Here is a 16,248-nt window from a genome sequence, read left to right as displayed (position 1 = left end):
TCAGGCGCGGCGCTGCCGCAGGCCGTAAACCAGCACCACCGCGAAGCACAGCAGCGGCAGCAGATAAGAGAGCGCGGTGCTGTAGCGGTCGGCCAGCCCCCCCATAAAGTACGGCATGATGGCGCCGCCGACGATCGCCATGATCATGAAGGAACTGGCGCGTTTGGTGTGCTTGCCCAGATTTTTCACCCCCAGGGCGAAAATGGTTGGGAACATGATCGACATAAAGAAGAACACCGCGATCAGCGCCACCACCGACACTCCGTCGACGCTCAGCATCACCACGCCGCACAGCGCGATGTTGATCAGCGCATAGGCCGCCAGCAGCGTCGCCGGCTTGACCCGCCCCATCAGCCAGGTGCTGAAGAAGCGCCCGACCATAAAGCAGATCATGGCGATCGACAGCAGGTAAGAAGCGCTCTGGTTGGACACATCGCGCCAGTGCTCGGTGGCGTAGTTGATGAAGAATGCCCCCACGCCCACCTGCGCCGCCACGTAAAAGAACTGCGTGATGACCCCGCCGACGAAATGCGGATGCTGCCACAGTCCCTGCGCTATCACGCCGTGCACCGGTTTCTCCTCCTCGCGGATCGCCGGCAGCCGGGTGCGGCTGAACAACAGCGCGATCAGCAGTACCAGCGCGGCGATCGCCACGTAGGTCATCTTCACCGCGCTCTGATCGCCGCCGCCGGCGGATTGGCTGGCGGAGAAGAACAGCGTGCCGCCGATCAGCGGGCCGATAAACTGCCCGAGGCCGTTGAACGACTGGGCCAGGTTCAGCCGCCGTTCGGCGCCCTGCGCGTCGCCCAGCACCGTGGCGTAAGGGTTGGCCGCCGTTTCCAGGCAGCCCAGGCCGCTGGCGATAACGAACAACGCGAACAGGAACACGCCGAAGCTGTTGGCCGACGCCGCCGGCACGAACAGCAGCGCCCCCAGCGCATACAGGCACAGCCCGACCAGAATGCCCGCCTTATAGCCCTTGCGGTCCATGAAATAGCCGGCGGGCAGCGCCACCAGGAAATAGGCGCCGAAATAGGCCGCCTGCAGCAGCCCCGACTGCGCCTTGGTGACGTGCAGCGTCTCCTGAAAATGTTTGTTTAATACGTCCAGCAGGCCATAGGACAGCCCCCACATGAAGAACAGGCTGGTGACCAGGATAAAGGCCCAGCGCAGGTTGGCGGTCACGGGGACGCCCGGCTGCGCGGAGGCCGCGCTTTTTTCAGCAAGCATGGTGATATCCTCGTATCGGCTAGCGATGTTGATGTCGGCGTTATTGCTGTTGCAGAGAGAAAATCCGCGTCATTTCCACCCATTTTTCGCCCTGCGGCGTCCAGGGGGTGGCGGCCTGGTAGTGCCACATCAGCGCTTCCCATCGCTGTACTTCGGGGTTGTTCAGGCTGGCGGCGTCAAAGCGCGCGGCGTCGAAGTCGGCGCAGACCTCCACGATCATGAACAGCCGGGTGCCCAACCGGTAAATCTCCATCTCCAGAATGCCGTGCTCGCGCAAATGCGCGGCGATGCCCGGCCAAATGCGCTGGTGATGCTGCTGGTACTCCGCAATCAGCGCCGGTGAGTCGATCAGATCGAGCGCCTGGCAGAAACGGCGCCGCCCAGCCGCCGCGCCGCTCACGTCAGCGCCCGATCGAGATGCAGGTAGCCGCCGTCCACCGACAGCCATTGCCCGGTGGTGTGCGATGACCGCGATGACAGCAGAAACGCCACGGTATCGGCGATCTCCTGCGGCGTGGTCATGCGCTGTCCGAGCGGAATGCGCGCAGTGATTTTCTCCATCTGCCGCTGCGGCTCGGCGAAGGTGTTGAGCCAGCGCTGGTACTGCGGGGTGATCACCTCCGCCGGCACCACCGCGTTCACCCGCACCCCGTCATGGCGCAGCGACACCGCCCATTCGCGCGTCAGCGCCAGCACCGCGCCCTTGGCGGCGGTGTAACCGCTGGTACCCCCCTGCCCGCTGAGCGCGGTCTTGGAGGCGATGTTGACGATGGAGCCTCGGCTCTCCCGCAGCGCCGCCTGGCACAGGTGCGCCATCAGGTAGTAGTGCACCAGATTCTTTTCCAGCGAGCCGACGAACGCTTCGCGCCCCGCCTCCAGCCCGACGCCATCGTTGACCCCGGCGTTATTCACCAGCCCGTCGATGCGGCCGAAGGTCGCCAGCGTCTGGCTAACCGCGCAGCGGCAGGCCGCCTCGTCGCACAATTCGGTGAGGATCACCTCGGTGCGCGGCTGCAGCCGCTGCAAATCAGCCAGCAGCGCCGCCTCCGGCGCGGCGTTGGTGACCAGCACCGGAATCGCTCCCTCTTCGGCCAGCACATGAGAAATCGCCGCGCCAATGCCGGAACCGCCGCCGGTAACCAACACCACCTTATCTTGCAGATACAGATCCATAACCAGACTCCGTTAAACCGTAAATTCGCCAGGCGGTGCCGCCCCAAATTGCCGCCTGTTCGGCGGCCCCCAGCGTCGACAGCGCCTGTTCGCACAGTTGCACCACCTGACGGTAGTCGCCGGCCAACAGGCACACCGGCCAGTCGGAGCCGAACATCAGCCGCTGCGGGCCGAAAGCCTCCAGCGCGGCGGCGAAGAACGGCAGTAGCTCCTCCGCCCGCCACCGGCCGCCCGGTGCCTCGGTGATCAGCCCCGAGAGCTTGCAGGCCACGTGCGGTAATGCCGCCAGCGGCCGGATTTGCTGCGCCCAGTGCCGCGCACCGCGCGCCACGTCCGGCTTACCGAGATGATCCAACACCAGCCAGTGTTGGTCGTGGCGGGCGGCGAACGCCGCCGCGGCCGCCAGATCCCGGTGCGTCACCAGGATCTCGTATACATACCCGGCGCGCTGCAGCGTCTGCATGCCGCGCTCCACCTCTGGCCGCGCCAGCCAGGCTGCCGGCTCCGCCTCGTCCTGCACCTGATGGCGCACCCCGCGCAGCGCGCGATAAGGCTGCAAGGCCTCCAGACGCTGCGCCAGCTGTGGCGAAGCGATATCCAGCCACCCCACCACGCCGCATACGCCCTCGCTCTGCTCAGCCAGCGCCAGCAGGGCCAGCGTCTCTTCCTCGCTGGGACGCGCCTGCACCGCCAGCGCGCCGTCGAAACCGTGCGCCTGCAACAGCGGCCGCAGCTGGGTCGGCCCAAAATCCTGCCGCAGCACGCGCATCTGCTCGTCGATCCACGGGTAGTGCTGCGGGTGGTAGCGCCAGTAGTGCTGGTGAGCGTCGATGCGCAGCATGGGATCCCCCTGCCTCACCCGCGGAACCGATACTGCTCGATCGACGCCGGATGCATCTCGATCGAATAGCCGGGCCGGCTCGGCGGCATGTAGGCCGCGCCCTTGATTACGCAAGGATCGACAAAGTGCTCATGCAGATGATCGACATACTCGATCACCCGGCCCTCGTGGGTGCCGGCGATGCACAGATAGTCGATCATCGACAGGTGCTGCACGTATTCGCACAGCCCGACGCCGCCGGCATGCGGACAGACCGGCAACTGGTATTTGGCCGCCATCAGCATTACCGCCAACACTTCGTTGACGCCGCCGAGGCGACAGGCATCGATCTGCACCACGTCCACCGCGCCGCGCATGATGAACTGCTTGAACATGATGCGGTTCTGGCACATCTCGCCGGTGGCCACCTTGACCGGCGCCACCCCTTCGCGGATGCGGCGATGCCCTTCCACGTCGTCCGGGCTGGTCGGCTCTTCGATAAACCAGGGCTTAGCGAACGCCAGATGCTTCACCCACGGAATGGCTTCATCGACTTCCCACACCTGGTTGGCGTCGATCATCAGCCGGCGATCCGGGCCGATCACCTCGCGGGCGATGCGCACCCGGCGGATGTCGTCTTCCAGATCGCGCCCGACCTTCAGTTTCAGGTAGGAGAAACCGGCGTCGACCGCCTCCTGGCACAGGCGGCGCAGCTTGTCGTCCGGATAACCCAACCACCCTGCCGAAGTGGTGTAGCAGGGATACCCTTCCTGCAGCAGCCGTTCCAGGCGGCGTTCTTTGCCCTCGGCCCGCTGCTTGAGCAGCGCCAGCGCTTCCTGCGGCGTGATGCAGTCGGTGATGTAACGGAAGTCGATGCAGCGCACCAGCTCCTCCGGCGTCATCTCCGCCACCAACCGCCACACCGGTTTGCCGACCGATTTGGCCCACAGATCCCACACCGCGTTGACCACCGCGCCGGTCGCCAGGTGAATAGCGCCTTTGTCCGGCCCGATCCAGCGCAGCTGGCTGTCGCTGGTGAAGTGCCGCCAGAAGGCGCCCATGTCGGCGGCGATCGTCTCCAGCCGTTCGCCGACGATCTGATGCTCCAGCGCGCGGATCGCCGCGCAGCAGATCTCGTTGCCGCGGCCGATGGTGAACGTCAGCCCGTGGCCGCTGAGATCAGCGCGATCGGTCTCCAGGATCACGTAAGCGGCGGAATAGTCGGGATCCGGATTCATGGCGTCGGATCCGTCCAGCCCCAGCGACGTGGGGAAACGAATGTCTTCAACCCGCAGTGCGGTAATGGTGGTCATGGCAGCGCTCCCGGTTAAGCCTGTACGGTTTGCTGGCGCTGTTCGCCCAGCCCTTCAATACCCAGACGCATCGTCTGGCCCGCCCGCAGATAGATAGGCTGCGGTTTCTGCCCCATGCCGACGCCCGGCGGCGTGCCGGTGGAGATCACGTCGCCCGGCTGCAGGCTCATGAAGCGGCTGAGGTAACTGACGATCTGCGGAATGCGGAAGATCATGGTGCTGGTGTTGCCGTCCTGATAGCGCTTGCCGTCCACCTCCAGCCACAGATTCAGGCTGTGCGGATCGGCGATTTCGTCGGCGGTGACCAACCAGGGGCCGATCGGCCCGAAGGTGTCGCAGCCTTTGCCCTTGTCCCAGGTGCCGCCGCGCTCAATTTGATATTCGCGTTCAGAGACATCGTTGATCACGCAGTAGCCGGCGACGTGGCGCATCGCGTCCGCTTCGCTGATGTAGCGCCCGCCCTGGCCGATCACCACGCCCAGCTCCACTTCCCAGTCGGTTTTCTGCGAACCGCGCGGGATCTCCACCCGATCGTTGGGGCCAACCACCGCGCTGGTCCATTTGTTAAACACCACCGGCTCTTCAGGGATAGCCGCGCCGGTTTCCGCTGCGTGATCGGCGTAGTTCAGGCCAATACAGATAAACTTGCCGATGCCGCCGACACAGGCGCCGAGGCGCGGCTGCCCTTCGACCAGCGGCAGCGCGGCGCTGTCCAGCGCGCGCAGTTTGGCCAGCGACGCCGGCAATAACGCAGCGCCGCCCACGTCGGCGATATGCTGCGACAGATCGCGCAGGCGACCTTGCGCATCCAACATGCCGGGGCGTTCTTGCCCGGGTTGCCCGTAACGTAAAAGTTTCATGCCTTCCTCTCTCAAAAATGACGGTTCAGTTGCTCCAGCCGCCGTCGATGATCTGCACCGTGCCGGTGGTGTATGAGCTGGCGTCAGAGGCCAGATACAGCGCCAATTGGGCGATCTCCTCGGTGGTACCGATGCGCCCGATCGGCTGGCGGGCGACGAACGCCTGATACACCTCTTGCTCGCTGCGCCCCTGCTCGCGCGCCTGCTCGGCGATGCGCTGGCGCAGCGACGGCGATTCCACCGTACCGGGGCAGATGGCGTTGCAGCGGATGCCCTGGGTGACGTAATCCGCCGCCACCGAGCGCGTCAGGCCGATCACCGCCGCCTTGCTGGCGCCGTAGGCGAAGCGGTTCGGCACCCCTTTCACGCTCGAGGCCACCGAGGACATATTGATGATCGAGCCTTTGCCGCGCGCCAACATGCCCGGCAGGAAGGCGCGGATCATGCGGAACATCGCGGTCACGTTGAGATCGAGCGCGAACGCCCACTGATCTTCGCTGCAATCGAGGATCGATCCGCTGTGCACCACGCCGGCGCAGTTGAACAGCACATCGATCGGGCCGATCGCTTCCGCCGCCGCCGCGATGGCGGCCGGATCGGTGACGTTCAGCGTCAGCGCGCGGATCCCGGCGCAGCCCTGCAGGCGCTCGAGGTTAATGTCGCTGGCGATCACTTCGGCGCCGGCGGCAGCGAACAGCCTGGCGGTGGTGAATCCGATCCCTTGCCCAGCGGCGGTGATCAGTACGCGTTTCCCGGTTAAATCCATCTTGACTCCTCGGCCTAAAGGTCTAATGGTCAGGCCACTAAGGGCGATTAAAGGTCAGGCCTCTAACATGACAAAAGACGCTTTACGCGTTATCGTTGGGGGAAGAAGTTAATAAAACAGCCTTGAAACCGCATTTCAATTAACCATTTTTTTACACTTGAATAACGATTACTCAAGCGCCTTGTCGCATAATTGTGCGCCAAATCACTGAACGCCGAATCGTCAAAGGTCAAAAATGCCGATTACCCGACTGGAAAACCCACGAATTTACAGACAGATAGCTGATCAGCTCAAACGTCTTATCGAAAATAACGAATTTCCGCCGGGCAGCCGTCTGCCCTCGGAGCGCGATCTTGCCCAGCAGTTGCAGGTCAGCCGCGCGTCGGTGCGCGAGGCGCTGATCGCGCTGGAAGTGATCGGCCTGGTGGACGTTAAGGTCGGCAACGGGGTGATCGTGCGTTCGCCAACGCCGCTGGCGACGTCGAAGGAGCCGGTGATGGCCCAGGCCGGCCGCAACCAGTGGGCGGAGATCGACGACGAGTTGAACATCGAGCTGGATTTCAACGCCGAGCTGCCGCCGTTTTCTCTGCTGCAAACCCGCCTGCTGATCGAACCGGAAACCGCCGCGCTGGCCGCGCGCCACGCCACCGACGAAGAACTGGCGGGCATCCGCGCCGCCTATGAGCAGAACTGCCGCGATAACCGGGCCGGTTCCGCCACCCACCCCGGCGATCGGCTGTTCCACATCCGCATCGCCCAGGCCAGCGGCAACCCGGCCTATGCGTTCATCATCGGCCACCTGCTCGGCCACCGCTACGGCAGCATGTTCCGCGTGCTGCAGCGCCACTATACGCCGGACGATATGCCGCACCGCTCCGAACTGGAACACCGGGCGATCCTGGCAGCGATCGAAGCGCGCGACGTGCGCGGCGCCCGCAAGGCGATGAAGGCGCACCTGGACGAAGTGATCGCCATTTTCGCCCGCGCGCAGTAGGCCGCCGGCGGTTAAAAAATTTTATCGTCACCGCTCTTTTTTCTACATGCAGCCGGGGCCTGGGCGCATTACACTGGGCGACGAATGACGCCCTTTCCCGCTGCATTGTTAAATGGATAACGACCGTTGAAGAACTCTGTCTCCGCTTTATTGCTGGCGCTGGGCCTGTGCGCCGCGCCGCTGACCGTGCAGGCCGCGCCCCCGCAGCTGGCTTCGCAAATCGTCGACCAGTATGCCGAACATATTTTCTACAACAGCGGCGCCACCGGCATGGCGCTGGTAGTGATCGACGGCAATCAGGTGGTTAACCGCAGCTTTGGCGACACCAAACCCGGCAACAACCTGCGCCCGCGCCCGGATTCCCTGATCCGCATCGCCTCGATCACCAAGCTGATGACCAGCGAAGTGATGGTGAAAATGGCGGCGGATGGCCAGGTCAAGCTGACCGACCCGCTGCGCAAGTACGCCCCCAAAGGCGCCTATGTACCGGCTTACAACGCCGGTCAACCGATCACCCTGCTGAACCTGGCGACCCACACCAGTTCGCTGCCGCGCGAGCAGCCGGGCAAGAAGCCGCCGAAAACGCCGGTGTTCACCTGGCCGACCAAGGCCCAGCGCTGGCAGTGGCTGGCGCACGCCAACGTCACGGTGCCGCCGGGGGTGCACGCCGCCTACTCCAACCTGGCGTATGACCTGCTGGCCGATGCGCTGTCGCGCGCCGCGGGCAAGCCTTACAACGCGCTGCTGAAAGAGAAAATCACCGCGCCGCTCGGCATGGTCGACACCACGCTGACGCCAAGCCCCGAACAGTGCTCTCGCCTGATGGTGGCGGCGGCCGGCCCAAGCGCCTGCCGCGACACCACCGCCGCAGCCGGCAGCGGCGGCGTCTACTCGACCCCGCGCGACATGCAGCGCTGGATGCAGCAGTTCCTCTCTTCCAGCGCCAGCGGCCCGCGCAAAGCCACCGCCGCCAGCGAGCAAACCATGTACTTCCAGCGCCACGATCTGGTGTCGCTGAAGGGCATGGACGTGCCGGGGCAAGCGGATGCGCTGGGATTGGGTTGGGTGTATATGGCACCGAAAGACGGGCTGCCGGGCATCATTCAGAAGACCGGCGGCGGCGGCGGATTCATTACCTACATGGCGATGATTCCGGCGAAAAACGTCGGGGTGTTCGTGGTGGTGACACGCTCAGAGCTAAGCAAGTTCACCAACATGAGCGATCCGGTCAACCGCCTGGTGAGCGATCTGGCAGCCAACAAGAGTTGAAACGCGGGGCGCAGGCTGCTGCGCCCCAACGCCTCAGGCCGGCACCGCCATCTGGTGGATCACCGAATGGAAGTTGCGCTTGAAGTAGATCAGACCGTTGCCGGCTTCGCTCAGCGCGATCTGCTTGATCTGCACCAGGTACATCTGGTGGGTGCCGATGCTCTGGATCTGTTCGATCTCCCCTTCCAGGCTGGCCAGGGTATTGCGCAGCACCGGCTGCCCCAGCGCGCCAAGCTGCCACTCTTCCAGCCGGAAACGCTCCTCCATGCTGACGCCGGTCATGCCGGCGAAGTGGCGCGCCATCAGCTCCTGCTCGTGGTTGAGCACGTTGACGCACAGCCTGCCGTTTTCCTGAAACACCGGGTTCATCGCGCTGTTGCGATTGATGCACACCAGCAGCGTCGGCGGCGTATCGGTTACCGAGCACACCGCCGTGGCGGTGATGCCGCAGCGCCCCGCCGGGCCATCGGTAGTGACGATATTCACCGCCGCCGACAGGCTGGCCATGGCATCGCGAAAGCGCAACCGCTGTTCATTTTCCTGAGACATACAACCTCCTCCTGAATTACTTCAGCAGATTATCCAACTGATTAATATCGTCATTGTTCCGCAGGTGCGGCACCTTCCAGCCGTGCTGATCGTAATCGGCCAGGCATTTGTCGACCATCTGCATCATGCGATCCATGTTGCCGGATCCCTGCGCGTGGCGCAGGCACTGCAGGCGGATCTCATCTTGGCTGCCGGCGTAGTTGATCTCATACAGCTCGTGACGGCCGCCGAATTCGCTGCCGATCGCATCCCACATCAGCTTGAGGATCTTGATGCGCTCGACATGATCCATGCCGTCCGATCCGCGCACGTAGCGCGCCAGGTACTTGTCGATCTCCGGATTGTTCATGTCGCGCACGCTGGACGGCAAGTAGATCAGGCCGCTGGTGACGTTCTTCTCGATGATGTGTTTCACCTTGGTGTAGGCCATCGGCGCCATCACCCGGTAGGTTTGCAGCGCGGCGGAATCAGGCAGGTAGGCGCCGTTTTCCCATTTAGTGGCTTCGGCGCACATCGCGTCGCTCAGCGACCAGAACAGGTTACGCCAGGCCACTACTTCGCCCAGATCGGCCTGCACGCCGCGGAACTCCAGCACGCCGGTGCACGAGAGGCTCTTTTGCAGCAGCGCGGTGATGAAATCCATCTTCACCGCCAGGCGCACGCAGGCCTGCAGCGGGAACAGCCGGGCGAAACCGCCCTGGGTGCTCCAGCGGCGGCAGCGGTCAAAATCGCGGTAGATCAGCACGTTTTCCCACGGGATCAACACATGATCCATGATCAGGATCGCGTCGTTCTCGTCAAAGCGGCTGGTGAGCGGGTAGTCGAACGGCGATCCGGTGGCGCCAGCCACCAGCTCGTAGGAGGCGCGCGAAATCAGCTTCACCCCTTCGGCGTCCATCGGCGCCACGAACATCAGCGCGAAGTCCGGGTTATCGCCCATCACCTGCGCCGAACCGAAGCCGATGAAGTTGTAGTGGGTCAACGCCGAGTTGGTGGCCACCACTTTGGCGCCGCTGACGATGATGCCGGCGTCGGTCTCTTTCTCCACCTGAATGTAGACATCTTTCACCTCGTTGACCGGCTTATGGCGGTCGATCGGCGGGTTGACGATGGCGTGGTTGAAATAGAGCCCGGTTTCCTGAATGCGTTTGTACCAGTGGCGCGCGTTGTCGGCGAACTGGCCGTAGAACTCCGGATAAGCGCCCAGCGCGCAGCCGAAGGCCGCCTTGTAGTCCGGCGTGCGCCCCATCCAGCCATAGCTTTGGCGCGACCAGTCGGCGATGGCGTCGCGCTGTTGGCGCATCTCTTCCGGGCTGCGGGCATAGCGGAAGAATTTGTGGGTGTAACCGCCGTTGCCGGTGTCGGTGTTCCAGCACAGGCGATCCTGGCTGGCCGGATCGTGCAACGCGTCGTACAGCTGGCCGACAGACGCCGCGGCGTTGCGGAACGCAGGGTGCGTAGTGACGTCTTTCACGCGCTCGCCGTAAATGTAGATTTCGCGGCTGTCCTGCAAACTTTTCAGGTATTCGGCGCCGGTGAACGGGCGTTTGCTGTCGGCACGAAAGTCTTCTGGTTTCATCGGGTCTTCCTCGTCATCGGCATTTTTCAGGCCGTGGAGCTGGCCATTTGTTAAAATAATGTTTTCTTTTGGTTGCTTAATTGAAGCTGCCAAAGCCGGTTTCGAGAAGAGACTTTTGCGGCAATCGCCGGTACTTTTCAGGTCAGTTTGCCGCTTTCGCGGCAAACTGTGATCGCGGTTACGAAAGGGCGTGCTGCGCCGCGCGGTAGGTCGAAGGGGAACAGCCTTCCAGCCGATTGAAAAACCGGGCGAAATAGGCCGGATCCTTGAAGCCGAGGCTGTAGGCGGTTTCATGCACCGTGCAGGCGCTGAACAGCAGCATGCGCTTGGCCTCGCGCAGCAGCCGATCGAAGATCAGCCGCTTGGGCGGCCGATTGGCGAAGCGCCGGCATAGGTCGTTGAGCCGCGATTCGGTCACCCCCAGCGCCTGCGCATACTCCGGCACCGGCAGGTGCTCGCGGAAACGCTCGTCCACCATCTTGTTAAATCGTTGAAATAGTTGCAATTCCCCGCGCACGCCGCTGTTGGCGCTGTCTTCCAGCGCGGTGTTGCGCAGCAGCAGTGTGAACACCGCCTGCGCCAGCAGCGCCAGCGTCTGTTCGCGCCCGGCCAGGTTCTGCGCGAACTCGCGGCGGATCAGCGCCCAATAGTGGCTGAGCGCCGTCAGCTCCTGCGGCGCGTCGGCCAGCGACAGGCAGATGCCAGGCATGTCCAACGCCAGATTGCTGCCGGGATAGAGGCGCTCCAGCAGCGGCCAAATCAGCTCCTGGCGCACCGTCAGCACGTGGCCGTCGCTGTCCGGTTCGGTGAAGAACGCATGCGGCACCGACGGCGGCGTGAGAATGAACAGCGGCGCCTGCACCGAATAGTGCTGATCGTCGAGCTGCAGCTCTATCTTGCCGGTCTCCAGGAAATGCACCTGGAAAAAGCAGTCGTGCCAATGCACCTGCATGTCGCGGCCGAAGAACGCCGCCAGCCCGGCGAAGGTTTCGTAATGCACCTCGTCGGCGGCGTAGCGCGCGTCATACTCTTTGCAAATATCGATGTTGGCGATAAAGCCGGTACTTTTCCGCACCTCATGACCTCCTGCAATCCTGCCTATCTGCGCATCAAGGCGTCGCTCTCGGGCGCGAATCCTTCATCGGGATGCGCCACACCAACACGGCGCCGACGATCAACAGCGCCGAGACGAAATACAGCCCGGAGTTAAAGCTGCCGGTCATGTCCTTGAACCAGCCGATCAACAGCGGGCTGAGCGCCGATCCGATGTTGCCGGTGGCGTTGATCACGGCGATCCCCACCGCCCGAGCTTCCAGGCTGATCGACTGATCCGGCGTGGTCCAGAAGATCGCCATGGCGGTGAAGGAGCCGACCGAGGCCATCACGATCCCCAGCAGTTGGATCAGGCTGTGATCGGTGGCCGACGCCAATAGCCAGCCGGCGGCGGCGAACAGGTACGGCAGCGCGGTGTGATGCTTGCGCTCCTGCAGCCGATCGGATCGTTTGCTCCACCACACCATGCCGGCGATGGTGCAGATCTGCGGGATCGCCGCCAGGATGCCGATCGTCACGTTGCTGCTGCCCTGGTTAAAGCTCTGCAGGATCTGCGGCGTCCAGATATTGATCGCGCTCAGGGTGTTGGTCAGGCAGAAATAGGCCAGCGTGTACATCAGCACGATCGGCGTGCAGATCTCGCGCCACAGGCTGCGCTGCTGCAGCGCGCGGTGGCTGCTCGGCCCGTTGGGTTGCACCAGCTGCAGCTTGTCGGCCTCCATCATCGCCTTCAGGCTGGCTTTCTCCTCGTCGCTCAGCCACTTGGCCTTGGCCGGCGTATCGTCGAGATAGAACCACACCACCACGCCCAGCAGCACCGACGGAATGCCTTCCAGCAGGAACAGCCACTGCCAGCCCTTCAGGTTCATCACCCCGTCCAGCGCCAGAATATAGCCGGAGACCAGCGAGCCGATCGCCATGGTCACCGGCATGGCGATCATGAACAAGGCGTTGGCGCGGGCGCGGTAGAACGCCGGGAACCAGTAGGTGAGGTACACCAGAATGCCCGGCAGGAAGCCGGCCTCGGTGATGCCGACGATCATGCGCAGCACGTACAGGCTGGTGGGCCCGGTGGCGAACATGGTGCAGGTGGAGGCGATGCCCCACAGCACCATGATGGTGGCGATCCAGCGCCGCGCGCCGACCCGGCTCAGCATCATGTTGCTGGGAATGCCGAAGATCACGTAGGTGACATAGAACAACGTCGCCGCCAGCCCGAACATGGTCGAGCTGAGGCCGAGATCTTTGCCCATCGTCAACCCGGCGAAGCCGATGTTGATGCGGTCGAGGAAAGAGAAAACAAACAGCACGAACAGGAAAATGATCAGGCGCCGAAACAACTTTTTAATCACCGATTGCTCGGCGGCGGTTAACGCTTTATGTTGCTGCGCCGGGTTGGCCGGCTGCAGCGAATCGACGTGGTTCATGGTTCAGTAGACTCCCGATGAAGGTGCTGACGCCCCGCCCTGCTTGAACTCGTCCGCCAGGGCTTCCGCCGCCCGCGCCAGCAGGGTGGTGTCCACCCCTACCGCGACGAACAGCGCGCCGGCTTCCAGATAGCGCTGCGCCAGCGCCTTGTTGGCCATCAGAATGCCCGGCGCCTTGCCGGCGGCGCGGATGCGCGCGATGGCGTCGTCGATGGTGCGCTGCACCTCCGGGTGCTGCGGGTTGCCGGCGAAGCCCATGTCGGCGCTGAGATCCGCCGGGCCGATAAACACGCCGTCCACCCCTTCCACCTGTAAAATGGCGTCGAGGTTTTTCACCGCTTCGCGGGTTTCAATCTGCACCAGCACGCACATCTGCTCGTCGGCCTGCTGCAGGTAATCGGGCACCCGGTTCCAGCGTGAAGCGCGCGCCAGGGCGCTGCCGACGCCGCGCACCCCGTGCGGTGGATAGCGCGTCGCGCGCACCGCGTCACGCGCCTGTTCGGCGTTTTGAATCATCGGGATAAGCAAGGTTTGCGCGCCGACGTCCAGCAGCTGCTTGATGATCACCGCGTCGTTCCACGGCGGACGCACCACCGGCTGGCTGGGGTAAGGCGCGACCGCCTGCAGCTGCCCCAGCACCGTTTGCACGTTGTTGGGCGCATGTTCGCCGTCGATCAGCAGCCAGTCGAAACCGGCGCCGGCCAGCAGCTCGGCGCTGTAGCTGCTGCACAGCCCGAGCCACAGCCCGATCTGCGGGCGTTTTTCCTGCAGCGCACGTTTGAAGTGGTTGGTTAACATCGCATTCTCCCTGACAAGCGGGCGCGGCGCATGGCCCCCGCCCGGTTTAGTGCGGCCCGGTTCGCCGAGCCTGCTTATTAGACGAAGCGGCAGCTGATGCAGCCCATCGAGCCGTAGTCGACGTGGAAGGTATCGCCGCGCCGCGCCGGCACCGGCCGGGTGAAGGAGCCACCGAGGATCACCTGCCCTGCTTCCAGCTCCACCTCATACGGCGCCAGCTTGTTGGCCAGCCAGGCCACGCCGTTGGCCGGGTGGTTGAGCACCGCCGCCGCCACGCCGGACTCTTCAATCACGCCGTTGCGGTACAGCAGCGCAGAGATCCAGCGCAGATCCAGCGCATCCGGCTTGATCGGCCGCCCGCCCATCACCACCCCGGCGTTGGCGGCGTTGTCGGAGATGGTGTCGAACACCTTGCGCGGCCGCTGAGTCTCGGGATCGACGTTATGGCTGCGCGCGTCGATAATCTCCAGCGCCGGAATGATGTAATCGGTGGCGTTGTAGACGTCGAACAGCGTACAGTTCGGCCCGCGCAGCGGCTTGGCCAGTATGAACGCCAGCTCCACCTCCACCCGCGGCACGATAAAGCGATCGATCGGAATGTCGCTGCCGTCGTTGAAGAACATGTCGTCCAGCAGCGCGCCGTAATCCGGTTCGGTGATCTGCGAGCTCACCTGCATGGCGCGCGAGGTCAGGCCGATCTTGTGGCCTTTGAGCGTGCGCCCTTCGGCGATCTTCAACTCCACCCACTGCCGCTGAATGGCGTAAGCGTCTTCGATGGTGATCTCGGGATGATCGAGCGACAGCGCGCGGATCTGCTCACGGCTCTTTTCCGCCTGATGCAGACGCTGCACGGCGCGGTTAACCTGCTCTTTATCCAGCATTTACGACCCCTTATTCACGCTTTGTTGAACAGCGCGTGGACATTGTTCTGTTTGTAATTCAGTACCGGATCCAGCTCTTCCATAGTGAAAGAGAGCGCCAGGTAACGCTGCGCCATCAGCGCGGCGAAGTGTTCCTTGATCAGAGCAAACAGCATCTCACCCACCTGTTGCCGGCTTTCCAGACTGCGGCCGTGGCCGATCTTCAGCGTCATGTGCACGAAGGCGTAATCCTGCTTGCCGTCGGCCATCTGCCAGGTGTCGAGCCAGATGGCGCGGCTGCGCACGCCGGCCAACGGGAAGATGCCGGTCGCCGCCAGCGCTTCGTTGACCTTGGCGAACAGAGTCGGCAAATCCGCCTCGCGGCGGATGTTGTCGGTACATTCAGCGTAAAAATGGGGCATAGCGTTCTCCAGACGGCGAATATGCGCGGGCCAGGCCCGCGCAACGGCATTTACAGCGTATTGCCAAGTTTGAAACCTTTTTCCGTATCGCCCTCGCGGGTATAGGAAAAACCGTCTGCGCCGATGGTGACAGCCATTTCGCTGGGCGCGCTGCGTTCGATGACCGGCTGCGGCTGCCCATCGAGATCCAGCACCAGCGATCCTTCGGTGTACCAGCTCGGCACCACCGGATTGCCCCACCAGTCGCGGCGCTGGTTGTCATGCACGTCCCAGGTCACGGTCGGGTTGTCCGGATCGCCGGTGTAGTAATCCTGCGTGTAGATTTCCACGCGGTGGCCATCGGGATCGCGCAGGTAGAGATAGAACGCGTTGGAGACGCCGTGACGGCCAGGGCCGCGTTCGATCAAATCGGATTTGCGCAGTGCGCCGAGTTTGTCGCAGATGGCCAAAATGTTGTGTTTTTCATGGGTGGCGAAGGCGATGTGGTGCATGCGCGGCCCGGCGCCGCCGGTCATCGCGGTATCGTGCACCGTCGCCTTGCGGCGCATCCAGGCGGCGTAAACCACGCCGTCTTCATCGCGGATGTCTTCCGTTACGCGGAAGCCCAGCCCCTGGATATATTCCACGGCGCGCGGCACGTCTGGGGTGATTTGGTTAAAGTGATCGAGGCGCACCAGCGCGCCCGGCGTATACAGATCGTAACGCCAGGCCAGACGCTCGACGTGCTGCACGTCGTAGAAAAATTCGTACGGGAAACCGAGCGGATCTTCTACCCGCACCGCATCGCCGATGCCTTTGGCGAACCCGTTCACCCGCCGCTCGGTGCGGCAGCCAAGCGCCTTGAAATACGCTTCGGCGCGATCGACGTCTTCCGGCGTGCGCACGCGGAAAGCAAACGCCGCCACGGCGGCCACCGGCCCTTCGCGCAGCACCAGGTTATGGTGAATGAACTCCTCCATCGAACGCAGGTAGAGGGTTTTGTCATCTTCGGCGGTCACGACCAAGCCGAGGATATCGACGTAAAATTCGCGTGCGGCTTTAAGGTTCGTGACCTGAATTTCCATGTAGGCACAGCGCACGACGTCGGGAGCAGGGACAGCATTAGTGGTCAGTTTTGTCGTCATTGTTCTCATCT

Annotated in this window: 17 protein-coding genes; 2 read left to right on the top strand and 15 right to left on the bottom strand. The window is 63.4% G+C overall.

All coding sequences use genetic code 11. The features are described 5' to 3' along the window. The 7 genes from fucP to ATE40_RS23660 are packed head-to-tail and all read right to left on the bottom strand — an operon-like array spanning window position 1 to window position 6,162. On the bottom strand, window positions 1–1,230 hold the full coding sequence (gene fucP, locus ATE40_RS23690; RefSeq protein WP_063918114.1) for an L-fucose:H+ symporter permease: 1,230 nt from the start codon (window positions 1,228–1,230) through the stop codon (window positions 1–3). Between the two features lie 40 nt (window positions 1,231–1,270). Further along, window positions 1,271–1,630, bottom strand: coding sequence for an L-rhamnose mutarotase (locus ATE40_RS23685; protein WP_063918113.1), 360 nt, complete (start codon window positions 1,628–1,630; stop codon window positions 1,271–1,273). Next, complete coding sequence (locus ATE40_RS23680) at window positions 1,627–2,403, bottom strand: L-fucose dehydrogenase (protein ID WP_063918112.1); 777 nt, start codon at window positions 2,401–2,403, stop codon at window positions 1,627–1,629. The genes ATE40_RS23685 and ATE40_RS23680 overlap by 4 nt, the downstream gene beginning before the upstream one ends. Further along, entirely contained in the window at window positions 2,381–3,244 is an 864-nt protein-coding gene (locus ATE40_RS23675) for an amidohydrolase family protein (protein WP_063918111.1), read from the bottom strand. Before ATE40_RS23675 ends, ATE40_RS23680 begins: the two co-directional genes overlap by 23 nt. Window positions 3,245–3,258: 14 nt before the next feature. Next, window positions 3,259–4,536, bottom strand: a complete 1,278-nt coding sequence (locus ATE40_RS23670) for an L-fuconate dehydratase (protein ID WP_063918110.1) — start codon at window positions 4,534–4,536, stop codon at window positions 3,259–3,261. 14 nt (window positions 4,537–4,550) lie between these two features. Then, a complete protein-coding gene (locus ATE40_RS23665) occupies window positions 4,551–5,396 on the bottom strand; it encodes a fumarylacetoacetate hydrolase family protein (RefSeq protein ID WP_063918109.1) in 846 nt (281 codons plus the stop codon). Window positions 5,397–5,421: 25 nt separating this feature from the next. Next, window positions 5,422–6,162: an SDR family oxidoreductase gene (locus ATE40_RS23660; protein ID WP_019454965.1), complete on the bottom strand. Its 741-nt coding sequence runs from the start codon at window positions 6,160–6,162 to the stop codon at window positions 5,422–5,424. A gap of 235 nt (window positions 6,163–6,397) precedes the next feature. Here ATE40_RS23660 and ATE40_RS23655 point away from each other — a divergent pair, with 235 nt between their 5' ends. Both ATE40_RS23655 and ampH read left to right on the top strand, forming a co-directional pair. Continuing rightward, the gene (locus ATE40_RS23655) at window positions 6,398–7,156 is read left to right on the top strand and encodes a FadR/GntR family transcriptional regulator (protein ID WP_063918108.1); all 759 of its coding nucleotides are present in this window, start codon (window positions 6,398–6,400) and stop codon (window positions 7,154–7,156) included. A gap of 126 nt (window positions 7,157–7,282) precedes the next feature. After that, window positions 7,283–8,425, top strand: coding sequence for a D-alanyl-D-alanine-carboxypeptidase/endopeptidase AmpH (gene ampH / locus ATE40_RS23650; RefSeq protein WP_063918107.1), 1,143 nt, complete (start codon window positions 7,283–7,285; stop codon window positions 8,423–8,425). 33 nt (window positions 8,426–8,458) lie between these two features. Here ampH and hpaC read toward each other — a convergent pair whose 3' ends face one another. The 8 genes from hpaC to hpaD form a co-directional block, all read right to left on the bottom strand. Next, entirely contained in the window at window positions 8,459–8,974 is a 516-nt protein-coding gene (hpaC, locus tag ATE40_RS23645) for a 4-hydroxyphenylacetate 3-monooxygenase, reductase component (RefSeq protein WP_019454962.1), read from the bottom strand. A 16-nt stretch (window positions 8,975–8,990) separates the two neighbouring features. Beyond that, entirely contained in the window at window positions 8,991–10,553 is a 1,563-nt protein-coding gene (gene hpaB / locus ATE40_RS23640; protein ID WP_019454961.1) for a 4-hydroxyphenylacetate 3-monooxygenase, oxygenase component, read from the bottom strand. A 178-nt stretch (window positions 10,554–10,731) separates the two neighbouring features. Next, complete coding sequence (gene hpaA / locus ATE40_RS23635) at window positions 10,732–11,628, bottom strand: 4-hydroxyphenylacetate catabolism regulatory protein HpaA (RefSeq protein ID WP_004933161.1); 897 nt, start codon at window positions 11,626–11,628, stop codon at window positions 10,732–10,734. Window positions 11,629–11,662: 34 nt separating this feature from the next. Beyond that, window positions 11,663–13,033, bottom strand: a complete 1,371-nt coding sequence (gene hpaX, locus ATE40_RS23630; RefSeq protein ID WP_063918106.1) for a 4-hydroxyphenylacetate permease — start codon at window positions 13,031–13,033, stop codon at window positions 11,663–11,665. 3 nt (window positions 13,034–13,036) lie between these two features. Beyond that, on the bottom strand, window positions 13,037–13,831 hold the full coding sequence (gene hpaI, locus ATE40_RS23625) for a 4-hydroxy-2-oxoheptanedioate aldolase (protein WP_019454958.1): 795 nt from the start codon (window positions 13,829–13,831) through the stop codon (window positions 13,037–13,039). A 77-nt stretch (window positions 13,832–13,908) separates the two neighbouring features. Next, window positions 13,909–14,712 carry a 2-oxo-hept-4-ene-1,7-dioate hydratase gene (gene hpaH, locus ATE40_RS23620; RefSeq protein ID WP_063918105.1) on the bottom strand — a complete coding sequence of 268 codons (804 nt, stop codon included), beginning with the start codon at window positions 14,710–14,712 and terminating at the stop codon, window positions 13,909–13,911. Window positions 14,713–14,726: 14 nt separating this feature from the next. Then, window positions 14,727–15,113: a 5-carboxymethyl-2-hydroxymuconate Delta-isomerase gene (locus tag ATE40_RS23615; protein WP_004933172.1), complete on the bottom strand. Its 387-nt coding sequence runs from the start codon at window positions 15,111–15,113 to the stop codon at window positions 14,727–14,729. Between the two features lie 50 nt (window positions 15,114–15,163). After that, complete coding sequence (gene hpaD / locus ATE40_RS23610) at window positions 15,164–16,237, bottom strand: 3,4-dihydroxyphenylacetate 2,3-dioxygenase (protein WP_004933173.1); 1,074 nt, start codon at window positions 16,235–16,237, stop codon at window positions 15,164–15,166. Between the last annotated feature and the right edge of the window lie 11 nt (window positions 16,238–16,248).

Origin of the sequence: Serratia surfactantfaciens, assembly GCF_001642805.2 — a bacterium.
Taxonomy (GTDB): Bacteria; Pseudomonadota; Gammaproteobacteria; order Enterobacterales; family Enterobacteriaceae; genus Serratia; species Serratia surfactantfaciens.
This window is presented reverse-complemented; position numbering and strand designations above follow the sequence as displayed.

What these genes read in the sequence shown, in the direction of transcription:
- hpaB (WP_019454961.1), bottom strand. Translation starts at nt 10,553, where the DNA reads ATGAAACCAGAAGACTTTCGTGCCGACAGCAAACGCCCGTTCACCGGC.
- hpaX (WP_063918106.1), bottom strand. Translation starts at nt 13,033, where the DNA reads ATGAACCACGTCGATTCGCTGCAGCCGGCCAACCCGGCGCAGCAACAT.
- hpaC (WP_019454962.1), bottom strand. Translation starts at nt 8,974, where the DNA reads ATGTCTCAGGAAAATGAACAGCGGTTGCGCTTTCGCGATGCCATGGCC.
- hpaD (WP_004933173.1), bottom strand. Translation starts at nt 16,237, where the DNA reads ATGACGACAAAACTGACCACTAATGCTGTCCCTGCTCCCGACGTCGTG.
- hpaH (WP_063918105.1), bottom strand. Translation starts at nt 14,712, where the DNA reads ATGCTGGATAAAGAGCAGGTTAACCGCGCCGTGCAGCGTCTGCATCAG.
- ATE40_RS23660 (WP_019454965.1), bottom strand. Translation starts at nt 6,162, where the DNA reads ATGGATTTAACCGGGAAACGCGTACTGATCACCGCCGCTGGGCAAGGG.
- ATE40_RS23655 (WP_063918108.1), top strand. Translation starts at nt 6,398, where the DNA reads ATGCCGATTACCCGACTGGAAAACCCACGAATTTACAGACAGATAGCT.
- ATE40_RS23680 (WP_063918112.1), bottom strand. Translation starts at nt 2,403, where the DNA reads ATGGATCTGTATCTGCAAGATAAGGTGGTGTTGGTTACCGGCGGCGGT.
- ATE40_RS23615 (WP_004933172.1), bottom strand. Translation starts at nt 15,113, where the DNA reads ATGCCCCATTTTTACGCTGAATGTACCGACAACATCCGCCGCGAGGCG.
- fucP (WP_063918114.1), bottom strand. Translation starts at nt 1,230, where the DNA reads ATGCTTGCTGAAAAAAGCGCGGCCTCCGCGCAGCCGGGCGTCCCCGTG.
- ATE40_RS23675 (WP_063918111.1), bottom strand. Translation starts at nt 3,244, where the DNA reads ATGCTGCGCATCGACGCTCACCAGCACTACTGGCGCTACCACCCGCAG.
- hpaI (WP_019454958.1), bottom strand. Translation starts at nt 13,831, where the DNA reads ATGTTAACCAACCACTTCAAACGTGCGCTGCAGGAAAAACGCCCGCAG.
- ATE40_RS23665 (WP_063918109.1), bottom strand. Translation starts at nt 5,396, where the DNA reads ATGAAACTTTTACGTTACGGGCAACCCGGGCAAGAACGCCCCGGCATG.
- ATE40_RS23670 (WP_063918110.1), bottom strand. Translation starts at nt 4,536, where the DNA reads ATGACCACCATTACCGCACTGCGGGTTGAAGACATTCGTTTCCCCACG.